Origin of the sequence: Butyrivibrio sp. CB08, from assembly GCF_003625485.1 — a bacterium.
In the GTDB taxonomy this organism is placed as follows: domain Bacteria; phylum Bacillota; class Clostridia; order Lachnospirales; family Lachnospiraceae; genus Butyrivibrio.
In genome coordinates this window covers 1-18,898 of the sequence record NZ_RAIR01000003.1, presented here as the reverse complement: position 1 = coordinate 18,898, position 18,898 = coordinate 1, and the positions used below count along the sequence as shown (strand labels likewise).

Here is an 18,898-nt window from a genome sequence, read left to right as displayed (position 1 = left end):
AAAAAAGGCCGTTACTCACACGGATAACGGCCTGATTTGCACTTATATTATTGGAGCCCGAAGACTTCGCCGTAGATCATGACTGCGTTCCTTACGCACTCTTCGCAGGGGCAAAGGGGCTTGCCGTCGGTTACGGCCTTGAGGTCCTTGCACTTGATGGCGCCGCATCTTCTGCCGAACTCCTCCTGGATCTGCCTGGTCTTTCCAAGAGTTCCACGGCCCTCGGTCTTAAGGCCTGCTACCATGCCTGCTCCGATGAGAGCGCCGCAGGTTGCCTCGAGATTGCCCATTCCAGCGCAAAAGCCTGCAGAGATCTGGCAAAGCTGCTCCTCTGTGAGGTTCGTTTCGTCAGCCAGCGCCGCTGTTACTGACTGCGCGCAGTTGTACATTCCTGAAGCCTTTAATTGTACTGCCTTGTCGGCTCTTTCCTGTAAAGTCATTTCTCCATACCTTTCTTTGCCTTGATCTGGCAAATGCCCTGAGTCATGGTCCCCATGGGACAAAATGAACACCAGGTCCGTTCCTTGTAAAGTGCCATAACTATCAGCCCGATCAGCGTCGATGTCAGCATCAGGCTGTAGAATCCAAATCCAAATTGTGCCACCCAGTCCGGGAACACACTTCCATTATACGCCCATTTCCAGGGTACTTTGAAGGTCCAAAATAACTTGATGGCCTTCCGAAGAGTTCCGGCTCCCGAGAACACCAGATATGTCTGGAAGATCATGCTGCCAAACATTGTCATGAAAAATGTCAGGAACCCGTATCTGAACCACTTTGAGGATATCCACCTCGGGGCGGGCTTTCTTCTTGAGCATTTCATGTTCCTGCCAAGCACCCAAAAGAGCTGTCCCCTTCCGCAGAAGTGATTGCAAAAGAGCTTGTTTCCTCCTGCGATGGCGAATATCAGTGGGAGAATGAAATCAATGAGCCCAAGCCAGGCGAACAGAATGTTAAAAAAGCCAAGGGCGAAATATACTATTGTCCAGATCCACAGGTAGTCGTACCAGTGTTTCTTCTTGGTTGCCGTCTTCATCGTGCTGCGTCCTCCGTGCGTTCTTCTTGGATATCTCTGAGGGGGGTTAGGGTGTCCTGAATGGACATGGAACCTGTGGGGCAGGCTCCGGCGCAAAGTCCGCATCCAACGCAGGTCGCGATATCAACAACGGCATAACATCCCTTGCAGATACTGATTGCTCCTCGCGGGCACTGCAATGCGCAGACGCCGCAGGCAACGCATCTGTTTATGTCGTTTGCTGCCTTTCTCATTTGATCTTCTCCCATCTAATTCTCGCTTTTTACATCTTTCCTTTTACCGCTTGCAATTTGCGAGCGATACTCATATTATAGGTGGTATAAAAAGTATATCAAGTACGCAAATAATATAGACCTGGTACGAAAAAACTGAGTAATGGGAAAGGATGGGAATTATGGCTTCAAAAAAGAATGTAGGTGGGAAGGTTTCTGGTGCGAAGACTTCTGGTGCGAAGCGCGAGCCTCTGTGTGAAGATATCGCTGGGAAGGGCTGCGGCCTTAAGAAAGTAATAGATATAGTCGGCGGCAAATGGAAGATCATGATCCTTTGCGTCATCGACAACAAAGAAGTAGTGCGCTACGGTGAGCTCAACCGCGCCGTTGATGGCATCACCAACACCATGCTTGCAAACTCTCTTAAAGAGCTTGAGGCAGACGGTCTTGTAGAGCGCAAGCAGTACGACGAGATGCCAGTCCGTGTCGAGTACAATCTGACCAAAAAAGCAAAAAGCCTCATCCCAATCCTTCTTGAACTGAAGAAGTGGGGTGAGGTCAATCTGTGATTTCTTACTGGGCCCAGGTCTTGGGCTCATCTCTTTCGATGTAGCCAATCTCGTACTTGCCGTTATTGTAGTTGAGGTTAAAGCCCATGATGGTTCCAAGCCTCGGGAAAGGTGTAACGTAGCACCTTAACACCGGGCTGTCTTCATTTATTATCTCTGCAAAGAATACCGGTCTGATCTCTGTAACAGCGTCTGTCGTCCACCAGTCTTTGATGTAGTCTTCTCCGACTTCTTCTGTTGCTGAAAGGCCTGCTTCTTTGAAGGTGTATTTGATATTGCCATCTTCTGGTTCATCGTATTCCGTGGTAAATCCCTTAGCTCCGTTTTCTCCATTTGCAAGTGGAAGCTCAACCTGGCTGTACTGGCCGGTGGTCTGGTCCTTGTGGAAGAGCCACATGTCACCAAAGGAAAATGGATCAGTGCTGGTGTCGTATGTGAGGGTCACCAGGATTTCTTTTGCCCCATCTCCATCAAGGTCTCCTGACTGAATGTGAGGGAATCCGGTATCCCAGCCCTTGGGTGTCACAAGCTCATCGCCGTTGCCAAACTTGATGGTGTAGATGGCGCTCTCTTCCTTGGTGTCGCAGTCGCGGTTTACGCGGTCGGTCTTGCCATCCCCGTCGTAGTCGCAGTTGTCGAACTCCGCGCGCCAGGTGTAATTGGTGCACTCGTCAACGTAGCCCACATACTCCCAGAGTTCGAAGGGAGATGTTTCGGCGTCGGCACTTTGGCTGTCTGCGTCTGCAGGCTCTGAATCCGCTTCTACGCTGGATTCAGCTGCGGGAGCTTCTGACTCTATGCTAGCCTCTTTTGTAGAAGTCTCTGTTTCTGCGCTCTCATCTGAAGGCGCAGTGGTACTGCTGCCACATCCTGTGAGCAACATGATCATTGCCAGGACTGGCAGGTGTCTGTAGAACTTTTTCATAACTTTGCTCCTCATAAGATATATTTCAAAAGCCCTTGTTTAGGACTGTTTGAACAAGCTTGTAACTGTATTCATAATAGCTTTGTTATCAAGAATGGAATCCAGGATTCCGCTAAGCTGGGACTTCTCGCCCTTAAGAAGCGCTACTGCTGCCTTCTTGGTGTCGGCGTCTGCTGCCCTGTAGAGCTCAAGGAGCTTCTTCTCTGTGGCGGTAACCTTTACGGATGTGCCAGTTGAAGTTTTCTTGGCTGTGGTTGAAGCTGGTTTCTTAGCTGTTGTCTTCTTTGCTGTTGTCTTCTTAGCTGTTGTTGCTTTCTTGGTTGTGGTTGTCTTCTTAGCTGTTGCCATGTTTGTCTCCTCCATTCTCCCATTCGTTTTGGTATTGTTTAGTCTCTATTATGTAAGCAGACTTAAGGTACGGATAATGCTCTTTTGCCTGCACAAGGCGCGAGCCCTTGCTCCGGTTGCAAGTCCTGCACAGGGGCAGGAGATTCCTCTCGTCGTCTGTCCCGCCGTGATACTTTGGGATGTAGTGCTCTATGGTCACCTTGGAAAACTCCAGGGGTCTTCCGCACACAGCGCAGACTCCGCCTGTCTTTTCCAGTATCCTGCTTTTCACATTTGCTTTCTGAACCTTGACTCCCCTCACGATATTCCCTTCTCCTTGTATACACGTAGACGGTACAGAGCTTCACATCCCGCACATCATCCTGTGAGGCGCTCCTGTTAGTTTGCGTTCTGAATCTCGGCCTCGTCGTAGGTTGATCCAACTGCTTCGTTGCTATAGTCACTGTAGACTCTTGCATCTCCGCTGCCCTTGTAGGCTCTAACCTTGATCTTGAAATCAAAGTAGTCCTGTGCTCCTGCAGCGTAGTTAGGGTCTGTTATCTCGAATGTTTCTGCAGGTTCTCTGTAGGTTTCTTCTTCGTAGTATTTGTTCTGCACGGTTACTTCGTAGCCCTCAGCGCCATCTATTGGTTCCCATTCAAAGTATGTCTCAACACAGTCTTCGCCAGGCCTGAGCTCGCCGTCTTTAACGACTGGAGCTGCAAGGGTTGCGGCGCCTGCTGCGTTCTGCTCTGCTCCGCCGTTTTGCTCTGCTCCGGCGTTTGCATCTGTTGCCTCTACTGGCTCGAAGGCCAGGCCACTGTCGGCGTCAGAAGTTTCTTTTCCACATGCGCAGATTGTAAGGGCCATGGTTGCAGCGAAGATCACTGCGATAGCTCTTTTCCCGCAGCTGCTAAGTGTGGTTCTATTATTGTTTCTAAAGATAGTCATTTCTTCATCCTCCTCTCACGCTTCCTGATAAAACAAGAAGCAGAAGCCTCCTAAGAAGCCTCTGCTTAGTATTATACTACTTATTCTACACTGGGGTTTTTTTAAAAAATTACTTCCCGCAGTGAACCTTGATCGCGTCGAACACAAACTGTGCGGTGCCTGCGCCGCCCATCTTCTCGATGTTATCGGTCATCTCGCCGCCGGCAACGTAGCCTGTTCCAAGGCCGTAAAGGATCTCGTCGGTGCAGGTGTAGAAGTTCTTGGTGATAAAGTCCTGGAGCTTCTTGACCTGAGCCTGGGCCCTGTCTGAACCTGGCTCCTCGCCCTTCATAGCGCCAAACTCCTCGAAGACCTTGGAGAGATCAGCCATGAGGCCACTCTCCTGCTCCTTTGTCCTGCCCTTACTCTTATTCTCAAATTCCTTGTAAGCCGCGGTGTCGCCCCACTGCTCCTTGGCTTTCTGTGCGTATTCATCAAGCTTACTTGTATCAAATGCTGAAAAATTCAATTTCTTCACTCCTCTCTTTTTCAGGTACTTGCACATGTTCAGCAGGTTTTCGATGTGCTCCTTTTTAAGTTCCAGGAGCTCGATCTGCTGCTCAAGCGCTTTCTTCTCGTCAAAGTCAGATCTGCTTACAATCTCTTTTATATCCTTAAGGGGAAATTCCAGCTCACGAAACAGTAAGATCTGCTGCAGCTTCTCAAGGGCCGCATCGTCATACAGCCTGTAGCCCGACTCCGTGTATTGCGTGGGCTTTAAGAGTTTGATCTGGTCGTAGTACTGCAGGGTGCGTATACTCACTCCCGTCAGCTTACTTACTTCATTTACTGTCATCATGGCTTTCATCTCCTTCACGTGTATCTATACCATAAACTATAACGTAACGTCAGGGTCAATACAAATTTCAAAAAAAATTACAAAAAAAAAGAGGCCGTTCAAACAGCCTCTAAATCTTATCTATTCTGGTAAAAGAGCTCCAGCTCTTTCTTAATCTCATCCAGCGCCTTCAAAGTGCTCTCGTTGGTTGAAGGGAATCTATACATCTTATTAAGATATCCCTGCTCCTTGGCAAGCTCCCAGCTCTTTGGATACTCAAGCTCAAAGCAAAGAGCGATATGTCCCACCAGGTGCTCCGCCGGGGTATTGGTGACATCGCGGCTGACAGCATGGTGCTCTCTGACCTGCTTCATGACTTCCTCTGACACTCCGGAAGAATGCAGCTCCTCTGCGGAGACATTGTAGATCTCCTCCATGGGAGTCTCAACGTTAACCCGCAAAATGTCCACCTTATCAGCGTCTCTTAAGATTTTGCAGAAAACAAGCGTATCTCCAGTCACTTCCTCAGCGATCCTGTATTTGTTGTGCTGCCTGATGACGGTCTCCAGCTGATCATATGCGCCTTTGTCATCGAAGTATCCGGCTATCAGGTTCTCTTTTCCAAAAAGAAGGTCAGCCCCGAATTCCGCATGATCCACGGACTGGGAATCAATGAAAGTATTGTACCTTGTCACCTGCTCGAACCTGCCGATGTCGTGAAGCATGCCCGAAAGCCAGGCAAAATCTACCTGATCGGGAGTCAGCCCGATGGCCTGTGCGATCTTCTCGCAGTTGTCGGCGACGCGGTATGTATGCGCAATCTTAAGCGCGATCTTGGGGTCTGTGGGGTCGTAGTCTCTTGTGTAGGAGGCGAACTGCTCCCTGACCCGCTGTCTGTCTATGCTCACGTTATTTCCTTCCCGGCCAAAGTTTCAGCCAAGTTCTTTTATAAAGAACCTATTCATTGTAGCATGAACAACGCCGGCTGGCTTATCAATTTCTTTAAAGCCAGCTTTTTCGTAGACATGAATGGCCGCAGCAAGATTGTCGTGGGTCTCGAGATACATCCGTTTGTAGCCCAGCTCTTTTGCCTTGTCCTCGACGAGGGATATAAGCTTATAGCTAAGCCCCGCACCCTTAACGTCATCTGAAAGATACAGCTTTTGCAGCTCGCAGCAGTCCTCGATAAACTCAAGCTCCGCAAGGCCGATGCCGCCAACGAGCCTGCCATCATCATCAGTCATGATGAAATAACTGCGCTTTGATGGCTCAGCCAGGTAAAAGTCGCTGAGGTGATTCAAGTTGTCATCAAAATAGACCGTGCCTGGGATATCAAGATGGTGCTTTTTTAGGTTGACCCTGATGAGCTCCGCAAGCTCCAGGTCGTAGGATGGACTCAGCTCAGTGATCATGTTCTTTACTCCATAATTCCAGCGTACTCGTAGCCTGCTTCCTCAACTGCTGCCTTGATCGCAGCCTCATCAACATCTGCAGATGTAGCGATTGTAACCTGGTTCTCCTCGTGAGATGCTGTTGCGCTTTCGATTCCCTCAATTGCCTCAAGAGCCTTCTTTACGTGCATTTCGCAGTGTCCACACATCATTCCGTTAACTTTGATCTTCATTTCGTTGTTCTCCTTTATTGTTTCAATTTCAGTTTTCTGTTCTATTAAAATCCCTGTTACAGGGTTTTTAACTATTTTATCGCCTTTGCTGTCGTAGGGCTTAAGCCAGTTAAGGCGAAGCGCATTGGACACCACGCAAAAGCTCGATAGTCCCATGGCTGCTGCGCCAAATATAGGATTAAGTTCCCATCCGAAAGCCGCCACGTAACATCCCGCAGCAAGCGGTATTCCAAGGACATTGTAGAAAAATGCCCAGAAAAGATTCTCGTGAATGTTCCTAAGTGTCCCTCTTGAGATCCTGATGGCCGCCGCAACATCCCTGATGCTGCTCTTCATGAGAACCACGTCAGCCGCGTCGATGGCAACGTCTGTTCCAGCGCCGATGGCGATTCCAAGGTTCGCACTTGTCAGAGCCGGAGCGTCGTTGATGCCGTCGCCCACCATGGTCACAACGCCGTGCTCCATGAGCTGCTTTACCACAGCCTCCTTGCCATCTGGCTTGACGGAAGCAACAACCTCGTCAACTCCCGCCTGGGCTGCGATCGCAGCTGCGGTAACCTCGTTGTCGCCGGTCAGCATAACCGTGTGGATTCCCAGCTTTTTAAGCTCTGCGATTGCCTCTGTGGAATCCTCTTTTATCACATCCGAAACTCCGATGACGCCCAGAAGCGCTCCGCTCTTGGTGAAAAGAACTGGCGTCTTCCCTTCCATTGCAAGATGCTTTATAAGTTCATCAGTCTCTTTACTTAGTCCTCCGATCAAACTGCCTATGTATTTGGCACTTCCGCCGGTGATCTCGCTGCCATTAAGCTTGGCCTTAAGGCCGTTTCCTGAGAGGACTTCGAATTCTGTTGTCTCTGCAAGTTCTATGTGGTTCTCGCTGGCGTAGTCTGTAACTGCCTTGGAGATTGGATGCTCGCTCTTTGACTCGAGAGCGTAGGCTACTGTCAGCAGCTCTTTTTCTGAAGATGCGTTAAGTGGGTGGATGTCGGTAACCTTCATCTCGCCGGTTGTGATGGTTCCGGTCTTATCAAGGGCCAGGATCTGGGTCCTGCCCGCCTGCTCCAGAGAAGCTGCGGTCTTAAAGAGGATCCCGGTCTTAGCTGCAACGCCGTTTCCAACCATGATAGCAACAGGAGTTGCCAGGCCAAGAGCGCATGGGCAGCTGATAACAAGCACTGAAACCGCTCTTGCGATGGCGTATCCAACGCTCTGTCCTGCAATGAGCCAAGCGATAAATGTCACCAGTGCGATGCCTATTACAGCTGGCACGAACACGCCTGAAACCTTGTCGGCGATCTTGGCGATGGGTGCCTTGGTGGCCGCAGCGTCGCTGACCATCCTGATGATGGCTGAAAGAGTGGTGTCCTCGCCAACCCTTGTAGCCTCGCAGACCATGTAGCCTGAGGTGTTGATGGTAGCAGCAGAAACCGTGTCGCCCACGTTCTTCTCAACAGGAACGCTCTCGCCGGTAAGGGCAGATTCGTTCACTGCGCTCTCGCCTTCAGACACAACGCCGTCAACAGGAATGCTGTCTCCGGGCCTTACTACGAATTTATCTCCAACCTTCACGGTCTCTATTGGAACGGTAACTTCTGCGCCATCCTTGAGGACCACCGCGGTCTTGGGTGACAGATCCATAAGTCCCTTAAGGGCGCTTGTGGTCTTGCCTTTGGACCTTGCCTCCAGCATCTTGCCCACAGTAATAAGGGTCAGGATCATGGCCGCCGCCTCAAAGTAGAACTGGTTCATGAAGTACATGACCTGGTCCTGGTTGCCATCCATGACGGCTCGGCTCATTCCAAAGAGCGCCACTACGCTGTAACCGAAAGATGCGGTAGCACCCAGCGCCACCAGTGTATCCATATTTGGAGCCCTGTGAATGAGCCCCCTGAATCCGCTAATAAAGAACTTCTGGTTGATGACCATTACCATTCCTGCCAGAAGCATCTGATATATTCCCATGGCAACGTGATTGCCATCAAGGAATCCTGGTAGTGGCCAGTTCCAGAGCATGTGTCCCATGGACACGTACATAAGTGGAACCAGGAGAACTATCGACCAGATGAGACGCTTTTTCATCTTGGGGGTTTCGGTGTCTTTGAGAGAATCGTCGGCTGATGCGCTGCTAATGGTTCCGGCTCCGGCGCCGCTGCCGCTGCTTCCGCTGCCGGCTCCATTTTCAGATCCGCTGCCTTTAACACTTGCTCCATACCCTGCTGCCTCAACCGCAGCAATTATATCTTCCGGACGAGCATTTCCCTCAACTCCCATGGAGTTGGTAAGAAGGCTCACTGCACAGCTCTCAACGCCGTCAACAGCGCTGACCGCCTTCTCAACTCTTGTCTGGCAGGCAGCACAGCTCATCCCTGTAACTTTATATTGTTCCATAATAACTCCTTACATTACTTCATCAGCTTCTGCAATGTGGTGACCAGCTCATCGATCACTTCGTCATTGCCTTCCCTGATATTGTCTGCAACGCAGGTCCTCATGTGGTTTGCAAGAAGCGCCTTGTTAAAGCTGTTAAGGGCACTTGTAATGGCTGAAACCTGAATGAGAACGTCGGTACAGTAGGCGTCGTTTTCAAGCATTCCTTCAACGCCGCGAACCTGTCCCTCGATCCTCTTAAGCCTGTTCATGAGGTCCTTGTATTCTTTTTCATCGCGCTCCTTGTGCTTACCTGAACAGCAGCAGGAGCAGGATTCTTCTATGTTTTCAACACAGTGTGGGTGATCTGACATCTCTTTTCCCTCCATATAAAATACCCCCTCTGGGTATCTATCATGATTGCATGATATACCCTAAGGGGGTATTTGTCAATTAGATTTTTTACAATCTAATCAGCAACATGTAAACCGCTGTTCCGAGCAGAATACTCAGAACCGCGTTTCTCTTCCAGACCTGCATTCCTACAACGAATGCGCCAGCCACCAGCTCCGGGATTCCGAAGGGGCTGGATAGAAATGAAACCTCACGAAGGCAGTACACCACCAGAAGAGCGATGATAGCCTGGGGCAGCACTCTGCCAAGATACGAGATGTACTCAGGAGTGTTTTTGCCAAATATCAGAAATGGAAGGAACCGAAGGGCCATGGTGGTAAGCGCCATGGCTGCGATGAGAATAGCTGCTGTCATGCTTTTGCCACCTCCCTCTTCCTGATGATAGATAGTACAAATGTGATGAGGAGCATTGACGGGATGAGGAACTTCTGAGGCCCGAACACCAAGAGGCACAGCACCGTTGAAGCCAGTCCTGTAAGTGCCGGAACATGCTCTTTTGACGAGATCCACTGCTCAGTGAATGAGGCGATGAAAAGAGCTGTCATCGAGAATTCAATTCCTTCAGTAGAAAAGGGAAGAATGCTCCCAAGAAGGCTTCCAAGAACGCTGCCCGTAACCCAGTAGCACTGGTTAAACAGCGACACAAAGAAGCGGTATAGATTCAGGGTCTCTGCAGAGGGCCCTCTATCCTCGCACAAAAGAGAATAGGTCTCATCTGTCAGCGCGAAGATCATGTAGGGTTTGAACTTGCCTGCGCCCTTGTACTTGTCGATCATGGAGATGCTGTAAAAGAGATGTCTCGCGTTCACCATGATGGTGGTGATGATGGTGGTGACAACCGAAGCTCCACCTGTCAGAAGGCCGATGCCCACATACTGCATGGAACCTGCGTAGATCAGCGCGCTCATGGCAAAGGCCCAGATGACGCCAAATCCAGCGTTCCGAAGCAGAATTCCAAATCCAATTCCAAGAACAATATATCCAGCCATAACAGGAACAGACCTGTAAAAGGCCTGTCCTATCACTTCTCTAGTTTTAATCCCCAAACTTTTTTCATTCATGATTGGAAATATCATAAACCTGGCAAAATCAAAAAGCAACAGCGCCAATCATCATTTTCTCTTCTTTATTCCAGATACTTTGCGTCAAAGCCCAGCACTGTCAGTGACATGAACCAGCCATTACAGAATATCGATATGTTCTCCTGCCAGAGCCTTGTTCATGCTTCTTACCGCGCAGAATTTTCCGCACATGGAGCAGGTATCGTCAAATTCAGGAGCCCTGTCTGCGTGGATCTTCTTGGCGGTCTCAGGGTCGATGGCGCACTCCCACTGGGCATCCCAGTCAAGAACTCTTCTGGCGTCGCCCATCTTATTGTCGATGTCCATGGCGTGTGGGATCTTCTTGGCGATATCTGCAGCGTGGGCAGCGATCTTGGAAGCCACGATTCCCTGCTTAACGTCCTCAACGTTTGGAAGTGCCAGGTGCTCAGCGGGAGTTACATAGCACAGGAAAGCCGCACCGCTGGCAGCCGCGATAGCACCGCCAATAGCTGAAGTGATATGGTCGTAGCCAGGAGCGATGTCAGTAACAAGAGGTCCCAGAACATAGAAAGGAGCGCCCATGCAGATGGTCTGCTGCATCTTCATGTTGGCTTCGATCTGGTCCATTGGCATGTGTCCAGGACCCTCAACCATGACCTGCACGTCCTTCTCCCAGGCTCTCTTGGTGAGCTCCCCAAGCCTTACCAGCTCCTCGATCTGGCACACGTCGCTGGCATCCGCAAGACATCCAGGCCTGCAGGCGTCTCCCAGAGAAATGGTCACGTCGTACTCCCTGCAGATCTCCAGGATCTCGTCGTAGTACTCATAAAATGGATTCTCCTGCCCGGTCATGCTCATCCAGGCAAACACCAGAGATCCGCCCCTTGAAACAATGTTCATCTTTCTCTTATGTTTCTTTATCTGCTCGATGGTCTTTCTGGTAATACCGCAGTGGAGAGTCACAAAGTCAACGCCGTCCTCAGCATGAAGCCTTACCACATCGATGAAATCCTTAGCAGTAAGCTCTGACAGATCCCTCTGATAGTGGATAACGCTGTCGTAAACTGGCACAGTTCCCAGCATCACAGGACAGCTCTCCACGAGTTTTTTCCTGAAAGGCTGCGTATTTCCGTGGGATGACAGATCCATGATAGCGTCAGCCCCCATGTTCACAGCCGCCATCACCTTCTCCATCTCCACGTCGTAGTCCTTGCAGTCCCTGGACACACCAAGGTTAACGTTTATCTTGGTCTTCAGCATGGAACCCACGCCCTTTGGCTGAATACATTTGTGATTCTTGTTGGCGCAGATCGCAACCTGTCCCCTGGCAACCAGGTCCCTGATCTCCTCGGGAGTCCTGTACTCGTCCCTGGCAACCGCCTCCATCTCCGGTGTGATGATCCCCTGCCTTGCAGCATCCATCTGTGTTGTGTAATTTCTCATTCCTAAATCTCCTCCTAAATTCTATGTTCAAGCGGGCCTCTGCCTTTTCCAAGGTCCAGCCCTTTTTCTATGCATTTTGTAAGGTAAGCCTTCGCGCGTTCTACTGCTTCTGGCAGACTCAAGCCTTCCGCAAGATTGCATGCAATGGCACTGGACAACGTACATCCTGTCCCGTGAGTGTTTGGATTATCTATCCTTCTGTCCGAGAACCAGGCAAAAGAGCTATCGTCGCACAGACAATCTTCCGCCTTCTCCCCAGTAAATCCGCTGTGTCCGCCTTTTATCAGAACGCCGCAGCCGTAGGTTTCGTATAGAAACTTAGCGGCTCTTTCCATCTCTTCTTTAGATGTTATGGCAGTTCCTGCCAGCACCTCTGCCTCAGGAATATTTGGCGTAATTAGCCTGCACACCGGGAAAAGAGCAGTCTTTAAAACTTCCCTTGCATCCTCCTCCGAGAGGTTGGTTCCTGATGTGGAGCTAAGAACCGGGTCCAGTACTACATTCTTTTGGTTATGAGCTACGAGCGCATCCCGGACAGAGCGCATCACTTCTGCGTCTGGCAGCATTCCAATCTTAACAGCGTCGGGGATGATGTCCTCGTAAATTGAATTTAATTGTTCTGTGACGAAGTCTGCTGGTACCGGGAATTTCCCAGTAACTCCCATGGTGTTCTGAGCTGTGAGAGCTGTGATAACGCTCATGCCATATACTCCGTGGGCCTCCATGGTCTTAAGATCTGCCTGGATTCCTGCCCCTCCGGAAGGGTCACTTCCTGCGATGGTCAAAACTTTTTTCATAGGTGTCATGGACAGTTCCCCTTTCCTATTCCAAATTTCATAGGCTATTCCCCTTTCCTATTTCAAGTTCGTCCATTCGCGCGAGCAGATCTCTTGTGGCCTTGTAGGAATCCTCTGCCTTCATGATTGCTGACACCACGCAGATGCCGGCGATTGGCACTCCCTTAAGCACGTCGATGTTGTCCTTATTAAGTCCTCCGATGGCATTGGCAGGGATTTCCACTTTCTCGCAGATGTCCCTTAAAGTATCCACTGAAGTGATGATGGTCTTTACCTTAGTTGTTGTAGGATAGATGGCTCCAACTCCTATGTAGTCAGCTCCCATGTCCTTGGCTACCCTTGCCTGCTCCACGGTCTTGGCTGTTGCTCCAATTATCTTGCTATCTCCAAGGAGCTTTCTTGCTTCGTCCACAGGCATGTCGCTCTGGCCAAGATGTACTCCCTCAGCATCAATTGCCATAGCAACATCCACCCTGTCATCTACCACAAGGGGCACGTTGTAGCGAGCACTGATCTCGTGGACTTTTCTGGCCAGGTCAATATAATCAAGGGTTGGTCTGTCCTTTTCTCTGATCTGCAGGAAGGTGACTCCGCCTTGCAGTGCAGCCTCCACCTTCGTCAAAAACTCCTCTTCTGAAAGGCCGGTACTGTCTGTGACCAGGTAGAGTTTTAGTTGGTCTTTTGTCACGCGCTGCATAACCTGCTCGCCTCCCATCGAAATGTCGTCCATTAGCTTAACAAGGAACGAGCCAGCTCCTCCATGAGAGTCCTTGGCAGCCTTCTCCCCAGCTGTTCCAAGAAGTCTGCACGCATCCGCGACAGTTGCCAATCCTCTGCTCTCCGCCAGCAGCGTCGCGCAGATCGCCCCAAGCATGCATCCTGTTCCTGTTATCATGGCAAGCTCAGGACATCCGCCTTCCACAAGCTCTGTCCTCTCGCCGTCCGTAACGATGTCCACGGCGCCGCTGGCAAGAACAACAGCCCCTCGCTCTCTCGCAAGCTCTTCCGCCGCCCTTGCAACCTCTTCTCTTTCAATTCCCTTCGCAGCATCAACGCCTTCAGACCTGTAGCTCTCATCACATGTCGCAAGGATCTCAGAGTAGTTTCCTTTGATAACCAGACATGAGTCGTTAGCTCTTTTCCCCAAAAGAGCTAGCAGAAAATCTCTTCTAAGCTTCGAGCAGGAAACACCCACAGCGTCTATAACAACTGGGATGTCACGCACCAAAGCCTCCCCAAAGGCTATCTCCATGGCTTCCATTCTGGTGCCGGAGATGTTCCCCAGGTTAAGCAGGAGCGCTTTCGCGGTAGCCGTTATCTCTTTTACCTCCCCTGGATGCTCTGCCATGATGGGCTTAGCCCCAAGGGCCAGGACTGTGTTGGCACACTGGGTCATGGAAATCGGATTTGTGATGCAATGAATTAGTGGTGAATTCTTAGTTTTCATGCTGCCTCTTTTTCCTTTGCTGGTTGGTCGCGAAGGCTCTCCTGCATCCTGGTCAGGAGTCCCGCTGCCTCGAGGTTTTTAAGCAGGAAAAATGCGATGCTTCCGCCGATCAGCGTGCCCATGATAAATGAGGGAACATAGAAGAACCAGGTCAGTCCCTCTTTTCCCCAGAAAAAAGTCATGACAGGGTAGGAAACGATGGCGCCGATGACGCCGGTGCCGATGATCTCCCCGAGGACCGCGGCGATGATCTTACCTTTGGATAGTTTGTAGAAGACGCCGGATAATGTAGCGCCGAAGATGGCTCCGGTCAGGGCCAGAGGCGGGATCCCCATCACCGCCATTCGGATGATTCCGATCAGAAGCGCGCAAAGCAGGGCGTACCAGGGGCCCAGGAAAACTGCGCAGGTGATGTTGATGAGGTGCGCCATGGGGCACATCCCCTCAACTCTGAGAATTGGCGATATGACTACCCCAAGGGCCACGAACATGCCCAGCATCACCATTCGTTTTAGATAGTTACTTTTCTTCATACTGTCTCCTTCCGACGGGCGCAAAAAAGGGAGCTACCTGACAAGATAGCTCCCGCAAACTCTTCCATTCCACGCAAATCCAGAAGGCATCCCTACGTTGGCATTATCCAAATCAGGTTCTCGGTCGAAGGTCGCACCTTCCTCTCAGCCTGTAATACAAGCTCCCGTCTATTGAATTGTTGTTACATTAGGTTCAATGATAGACCATAAGCGGCTTTCGCGCAAGGAGAATTTCTCAATCCGGCAAAAGAACTATCGTCCGCCTCAAATTCTCTCCAAAATCTTAAGCGCGATCTGCAGCTTGTCCAGGTTGTGGTTGGCGTCTGCAAGCCCCTCCACCTGGTAGTCGCCTTCAACCAGCACGTCGCCTGCTGCCAGAAAATCGTACAGCTCATATCCGTAGAAATCGCACACCGCCTGCACTCCGGCAACTTCCATCTCAACTGCGATGCAGCCCTCGCTCTTCCTCTTGTTAACGAGATTCACTGTTTCCCTGAGCATTGAGTCTGTGGTCCAGATTCTTCCCTGTACAAATGGAACGTTGATCTCCGCAAAGATTTCCGCCAGCTTATCGGAGTTCTTTACCTTGATATAATCCTGGGCCTTAGCATAGTAATATGACAGGCCCTCTCCTCTATAAGCCTCCGTTGGTAAGATAAACTTTCCAGTTGTCTTCTCCGCGTCAAGACTTCCGCAGGATCCAAACATCACAAATTTGCTGGCTCCCGTAAGGTGACTAGCCTCCGCCACAGTTCCTCCCGCCAGCGCGGAGCCGATCATTGTCAGGTAGAAAGCGACTTTTTCTCCATTATGTTCAAAAGCCATAACCGGGATCGCGCCGTTGCAGGCCCCGATCTCCGCAATCTGCTCGCACTCATATTCCTCAAGCATGTGGTCATAGATCACCTTTGAGAAAATGACGAGGCACTTCTCCACCAGATTTTTCCTGGGCCCGTAAAAAGTCTCGAAGTTAACTATTGGTTCACTGTCATCGTAAAAGTCGTTAAGCATATCCTCGCTCCTCCCATCAAATCAGTCGCAGTCAAATATCGCCTTGCTCTCAAGCCTCTCCCCGTAGGTCGCCTTCCACTCCTTGTGGACCTCCGACGCATCAAAGGCCTCCAGTCCCTCTTTTGACAGATCCATCTCGATCATGAGGCTGTACCTGTTGTCCCTGGTGCTGTTTGACTTGTGAATGGTGACGCCATCAACTCCCGGAAGGTCAAGGCTCTTTTGGAAAAGAGCTGTTATCTCCGGAAGGAGCTTTTCTGTATCGTTTCTGTCCTTGAATTTCGCGATTATGTAATGCTTCATTTTTAGTCCTCCCCAACCAGATGCACTGTCTGATATTCGTGTCCCACCGCCGGCAGGAACTTCTCGAAAATGTCTGCGGCCTTGATCTTCATGCTGGATGTGCAAACGCATGGATGGCATCCGATGAACTCTCCGGCCTTGACGTCCTCGTCCACCAGGAGCTGCACCTCGTGATTTTTGTCGTTCATGAGCCCCATCACGCTCACTGCCCCGGGCTCGATGTCCAGGTATTTCAGCATATCTTCTGCTTCGGCAAAAGAGAGCCTGGCTGAATTTATCTGAGCCGACAGCTCTTTTGTCTTAAACTTCTTGTCACCTGGCATGAGAAGAAGGTAAAACCTGGTCTTCTGTCTGTTGCACAAAAACAGGTTCTTGCACATCACTGTGCCCAGCACTTTGTCCACCTCTTCGCAGGCTTCCATGGTTGTGGTGGGCTCGTGGTCAGCTCTTTTGTACTCTATTTGAAGTTCGTCCAACAGATCATAGACTCTGATTTCTCTTGGCAGGCGCCCCTCGGCGCTTACTGGTCTTCCGGTAAATAACTCTGTCATGTCCTTGCCTCCTAACTCTCAACATATTTTACCACAATATTTCGCTAATTCTTGACAGCACTAAAAAAGAAACTTATGCTCAAATATGTATTGTTTGAAGAATTTTGGACGCCCTTTTCGGAAAGGGTAGAAAGAGGAAATCTTGATCTACGAAAATGTGCTTGAGGCAGTTGGAAATACGCCTCTTGTGAGACTTAACAGAATGGTTGATAAGGACTGCGCAGAAGTCCTTGTTAAATTCGAAGGAACAAATATCGGCGGATCAATCAAGACCAGAACCGCCCTTAACATGATAACAGAGGCTGAGAAGCAGGGCCTCATTCACGAGGATTCCATTATTGTGGAACCCACCAGCGGCAACCAGGGAATTGGCCTGGCGCTCATCGGCGCAGTCAAAGGTTACAAGACCATTATCATCATGCCTGACTCCGTCAGCGAAGAGCGCAGAAAGCTCATAAGGCACTACGGCGCTGAGGTTGTCCTTATTCACGACGACGGCGACATCGGAAAGTGCATCGACGAATGTTTGCAGACTGCTCTTAAGATGCGCGATGAAAACCCTAAGGTCTTCGTGCCACAGCAGTTTGAAAATCCCAACAACACCATGGCCCACAAAAAGGCCACAGCCCTTGAGATTCTTGAACAGGCTGATCGCCCGATCCACGGTTTCTGCTCAGGAATCGGCACTGGCGGCACCCTGACAGGTATCGGTGAAGTGTTAAAAGAGAAATACCCTGACATGGAGATCTGGGCAGCGGAGCCAGAAAACGCCGCGATCCTTGCCGGAGGAAACATCGGAACTCACCTGCAGATGGGTATCGGAGATGGCATCATCCCTGAGATCCTCAACCAGTCAATCTACGACAACATCTGCCTGGTTTCTGATAAAGAAGCCATCGAGACATCCAAGGACCTTGCAAGACTTGAAGGTCTCATGTGCGGAATCTCCAGCGGAACCAATGTTGCTGCAGCCATCAAGCTCGCCAAAAAGCTTGGTCCTGGGAAAACTGTTGTGACTGTACTGCCTGATACGGCGGAAAGATATTTCTCAACACCACTGTTTGATGATTGAAGAATTTGATGGAAAATTTAAGCCTGGGAGCGAGTGTGCTCTCAGGCTTTTTGTATGCGTTTAGGGAATTCGGTTCAGTTTGCTTGCTGAATCAGCTCCTGAAGTGCCGTGTATTCTCTAAGGTACATCCCACGCTTCATCTCGTCTGTATCAGCGTAGGAAGCGTGTTCTGAGAAAATGGCGATGATCTCATCTATGGGCAGCCACCTTGGTTCCATTCCAACTTCTTTTTCTCTCTCCGTGAGCTTCACTTCTGTTGTCTCCACTACCTCTGCGAAGAAATATCTGTTTACCCATTTCCAGTCTTCGTAGTATTCATTTATTTCCAGCATGCAGTCTGAGGGTCTTACCACATATCCGGTCTCCTCAGCAACTTCCCGGACGCAGCAATCTCTTTCTCCCTCTCCATCCTCAAGTCCTCCGCCAGGAAGCATCCATATGTCGTCTACAGCTGCGTAGGACAGCAGGAGCTTGCCATCCTGTATTATGACCGCCCTGCAGGCCGTGCGGGTGTTAGTCCATTTCCCAAAATAGTTGTCGCCAACGATGTCGATTGTTTTCATGTTTTCTGTGATCTTCCTATTTGCCATATTTCAGGTTGCTATCAAGTACTGGAACTTTGCTGGCAAAGAAGGAGAACTCTCCGCTATCAAGCAGGTTGCCCTCATCGTCAGTTACTCTGATGTCAAAGACGAGGATATGTTTTCCAGTCTTAAGTTTCATGCATTCGCAGTATATGTACTCTGTGTTAACCGCAGGGAGAAGGAAGTTAAGATTCGCGGAAACGGTGGTAACATAATAACCGCTCATGCTGCCTGTTGCGCCGGCCATGGCATCAACAAATGACAGCAGTGCTCCGCCGTGTATGCTTCCGTAGGTATTGTGGAGTCTCTCGTCACATTTGACTCTGGATTTACTGTAGGTTGGACTAAGCTCCAATACCTCGAAACCAATAAATTGGTTGTACTGATTTGAATATAATTCAGAGAGCATCTTCTCTCTGATCAGGTTCTCTTTTTCACTACGTGCTGTACGCATAAGTCCTCCTGATTTTAGATGTTATATATTAGTCTAGCGGATTTTATGCTGATTTCAAGACAGAAACACTTCAGTCAGCATCTTTCTTACGCCGGTGATGTCCAGTGGATTATCCTCGGTCTCGTAGGTGAACATCAGATTCTTGCCAGGATAGATCCCACTGGCTCTATAAAGATCCATTTTCTCTCTGGTTTTCTTTTGTTGTCCTTTCTTGTTGTTCTTTCTTGTTGTCATTTCAGTTTTGGAGTGCGAAAAAATTTGAAATATGCCTTCAGGAGGTATGACTGTGCTCTGAAGGTATACTTTTTCCTCGATGACAGTTGGTCATTTGCTGGAAGTGAAGTGATAACGTAAAAGTAGACACCTAACTTATTTTTGTAAACAGGAATAACCTTTTGCTGCTACACTAGAGTAA

Annotated in this window: 26 protein-coding genes and 1 riboswitch; of the genes, 2 read left to right on the top strand and 24 right to left on the bottom strand. The window is 49.8% G+C overall.

Annotated features, from left to right (window positions below; translation table 11 throughout):
• Positions 1–47 precede the first annotated feature (47 nt).
• The 3 genes from D6855_RS06360 to D6855_RS06350 are packed head-to-tail and all read right to left on the bottom strand — an operon-like array spanning position 48 to position 1,284.
• The gene (locus tag D6855_RS06360; RefSeq protein WP_120739226.1) at positions 48–440 is read right to left on the bottom strand and encodes a C-GCAxxG-C-C family protein; all 393 of its coding nucleotides are present in this window, start codon (positions 438–440) and stop codon (positions 48–50) included.
• On the bottom strand, positions 437–1,036 hold the full coding sequence (locus tag D6855_RS06355; RefSeq protein ID WP_120739224.1) for a 4Fe-4S binding protein: 600 nt from the start codon (positions 1,034–1,036) through the stop codon (positions 437–439). Before D6855_RS06355 ends, D6855_RS06360 begins: the two co-directional genes overlap by 4 nt.
• Positions 1,033–1,284, bottom strand: coding sequence for a 4Fe-4S binding protein (locus tag D6855_RS06350; RefSeq protein WP_199712408.1), 252 nt, complete (start codon positions 1,282–1,284; stop codon positions 1,033–1,035). Before D6855_RS06350 ends, D6855_RS06355 begins: the two co-directional genes overlap by 4 nt.
• A gap of 146 nt (positions 1,285–1,430) precedes the next feature.
• Here D6855_RS06350 and D6855_RS06345 point away from each other — a divergent pair, with 146 nt between their 5' ends.
• Positions 1,431–1,817 carry a winged helix-turn-helix transcriptional regulator gene (locus tag D6855_RS06345; protein ID WP_120739809.1) on the top strand — a complete coding sequence of 129 codons (387 nt, stop codon included), beginning with the start codon at positions 1,431–1,433 and terminating at the stop codon, positions 1,815–1,817.
• Positions 1,818–1,821: 4 nt separating this feature from the next.
• Here D6855_RS06345 and D6855_RS06340 read toward each other — a convergent pair whose 3' ends face one another.
• From D6855_RS06340 to D6855_RS06255, 18 genes are all read right to left on the bottom strand, one after another.
• Positions 1,822–2,742, bottom strand: a complete 921-nt coding sequence (locus tag D6855_RS06340; RefSeq protein WP_120739220.1) for a hypothetical protein — start codon at positions 2,740–2,742, stop codon at positions 1,822–1,824.
• A 39-nt stretch (positions 2,743–2,781) separates the two neighbouring features.
• Positions 2,782–3,090, bottom strand: coding sequence for a hypothetical protein (locus tag D6855_RS16785; protein WP_199712407.1), 309 nt, complete (start codon positions 3,088–3,090; stop codon positions 2,782–2,784).
• Positions 3,077–3,391: an HNH endonuclease gene (locus D6855_RS06330; RefSeq protein WP_158589484.1), complete on the bottom strand. Its 315-nt coding sequence runs from the start codon at positions 3,389–3,391 to the stop codon at positions 3,077–3,079. The genes D6855_RS16785 and D6855_RS06330 overlap by 14 nt, the downstream gene beginning before the upstream one ends.
• A gap of 77 nt (positions 3,392–3,468) precedes the next feature.
• Entirely contained in the window at positions 3,469–4,020 is a 552-nt protein-coding gene (locus D6855_RS06325; protein WP_120739216.1) for a hypothetical protein, read from the bottom strand.
• Between the two features lie 109 nt (positions 4,021–4,129).
• Entirely contained in the window at positions 4,130–4,858 is a 729-nt protein-coding gene (locus D6855_RS06320; RefSeq protein WP_120739214.1) for a MerR family transcriptional regulator, read from the bottom strand.
• 116 nt (positions 4,859–4,974) lie between these two features.
• A complete protein-coding gene (locus tag D6855_RS06315; RefSeq protein WP_120739212.1) occupies positions 4,975–5,745 on the bottom strand; it encodes an HD domain-containing protein in 771 nt (256 codons plus the stop codon).
• A 24-nt stretch (positions 5,746–5,769) separates the two neighbouring features.
• The gene (locus tag D6855_RS06310; protein ID WP_120739210.1) at positions 5,770–6,249 is read right to left on the bottom strand and encodes a GNAT family N-acetyltransferase; all 480 of its coding nucleotides are present in this window, start codon (positions 6,247–6,249) and stop codon (positions 5,770–5,772) included.
• A gap of 5 nt (positions 6,250–6,254) precedes the next feature.
• Entirely contained in the window at positions 6,255–8,852 is a 2,598-nt protein-coding gene (locus D6855_RS06305; RefSeq protein WP_120739208.1) for a heavy metal translocating P-type ATPase, read from the bottom strand.
• A 14-nt stretch (positions 8,853–8,866) separates the two neighbouring features.
• A complete protein-coding gene (locus D6855_RS06300) occupies positions 8,867–9,205 on the bottom strand; it encodes a metal-sensing transcriptional repressor (protein ID WP_199712416.1) in 339 nt (112 codons plus the stop codon).
• Between the two features lie 88 nt (positions 9,206–9,293).
• On the bottom strand, positions 9,294–9,599 hold the full coding sequence (locus D6855_RS06295) for a branched-chain amino acid transporter permease (RefSeq protein WP_120739206.1): 306 nt from the start codon (positions 9,597–9,599) through the stop codon (positions 9,294–9,296).
• Positions 9,596–10,291, bottom strand: coding sequence for an AzlC family ABC transporter permease (locus tag D6855_RS06290; RefSeq protein ID WP_243111818.1), 696 nt, complete (start codon positions 10,289–10,291; stop codon positions 9,596–9,598). Before D6855_RS06290 ends, D6855_RS06295 begins: the two co-directional genes overlap by 4 nt.
• Positions 10,292–10,426: 135 nt before the next feature.
• Complete coding sequence (gene thiC / locus D6855_RS06285; RefSeq protein ID WP_120739204.1) at positions 10,427–11,731, bottom strand: phosphomethylpyrimidine synthase ThiC; 1,305 nt, start codon at positions 11,729–11,731, stop codon at positions 10,427–10,429.
• 14 nt (positions 11,732–11,745) lie between these two features.
• Positions 11,746–12,528, bottom strand: coding sequence for a bifunctional hydroxymethylpyrimidine kinase/phosphomethylpyrimidine kinase (gene thiD, locus D6855_RS06280; RefSeq protein WP_120739803.1), 783 nt, complete (start codon positions 12,526–12,528; stop codon positions 11,746–11,748).
• 37 nt (positions 12,529–12,565) lie between these two features.
• Entirely contained in the window at positions 12,566–13,975 is a 1,410-nt protein-coding gene (gene thiM / locus D6855_RS17070) for a hydroxyethylthiazole kinase (RefSeq protein WP_120739202.1), read from the bottom strand.
• Positions 13,972–14,508: an energy coupling factor transporter S component ThiW gene (gene thiW / locus D6855_RS06270; protein WP_120739200.1), complete on the bottom strand. Its 537-nt coding sequence runs from the start codon at positions 14,506–14,508 to the stop codon at positions 13,972–13,974. The genes thiM and thiW overlap by 4 nt, the downstream gene beginning before the upstream one ends.
• A 72-nt stretch (positions 14,509–14,580) precedes the next feature.
• Positions 14,581–14,683: riboswitch (TPP riboswitch) on the bottom strand.
• Between the two features lie 89 nt (positions 14,684–14,772).
• Complete coding sequence (locus D6855_RS06265) at positions 14,773–15,519, bottom strand: nucleoside phosphorylase (protein ID WP_120739197.1); 747 nt, start codon at positions 15,517–15,519, stop codon at positions 14,773–14,775.
• Positions 15,520–15,540: 21 nt separating this feature from the next.
• Complete coding sequence (locus D6855_RS06260; protein WP_120739195.1) at positions 15,541–15,822, bottom strand: hypothetical protein; 282 nt, start codon at positions 15,820–15,822, stop codon at positions 15,541–15,543.
• A 2-nt stretch (positions 15,823–15,824) separates the two neighbouring features.
• Positions 15,825–16,373: a prolyl-tRNA synthetase associated domain-containing protein gene (locus tag D6855_RS06255; protein ID WP_120739193.1), complete on the bottom strand. Its 549-nt coding sequence runs from the start codon at positions 16,371–16,373 to the stop codon at positions 15,825–15,827.
• 142 nt (positions 16,374–16,515) lie between these two features.
• Between D6855_RS06255 and cysK the strand changes: the two genes are divergently transcribed.
• Positions 16,516–17,445, top strand: a complete 930-nt coding sequence (cysK, locus tag D6855_RS06250; RefSeq protein ID WP_120739191.1) for a cysteine synthase A — start codon at positions 16,516–16,518, stop codon at positions 17,443–17,445.
• Positions 17,446–17,519: 74 nt separating this feature from the next.
• Here the strand turns inward: cysK and D6855_RS06245 are convergent, their stop codons facing one another.
• The 3 genes from D6855_RS06245 to D6855_RS16995 are packed head-to-tail and all read right to left on the bottom strand — an operon-like array spanning position 17,520 to position 18,663.
• Positions 17,520–18,008 carry an NUDIX domain-containing protein gene (locus tag D6855_RS06245; protein WP_158589483.1) on the bottom strand — a complete coding sequence of 163 codons (489 nt, stop codon included), beginning with the start codon at positions 18,006–18,008 and terminating at the stop codon, positions 17,520–17,522.
• Positions 18,009–18,024: 16 nt separating this feature from the next.
• Positions 18,025–18,483: a PaaI family thioesterase gene (locus tag D6855_RS06240; RefSeq protein WP_120739187.1), complete on the bottom strand. Its 459-nt coding sequence runs from the start codon at positions 18,481–18,483 to the stop codon at positions 18,025–18,027.
• A gap of 54 nt (positions 18,484–18,537) precedes the next feature.
• Positions 18,538–18,663: a hypothetical protein gene (locus D6855_RS16995; RefSeq protein WP_256372301.1), complete on the bottom strand. Its 126-nt coding sequence runs from the start codon at positions 18,661–18,663 to the stop codon at positions 18,538–18,540.
• Positions 18,664–18,898: the final 235 nt, after the last annotated feature.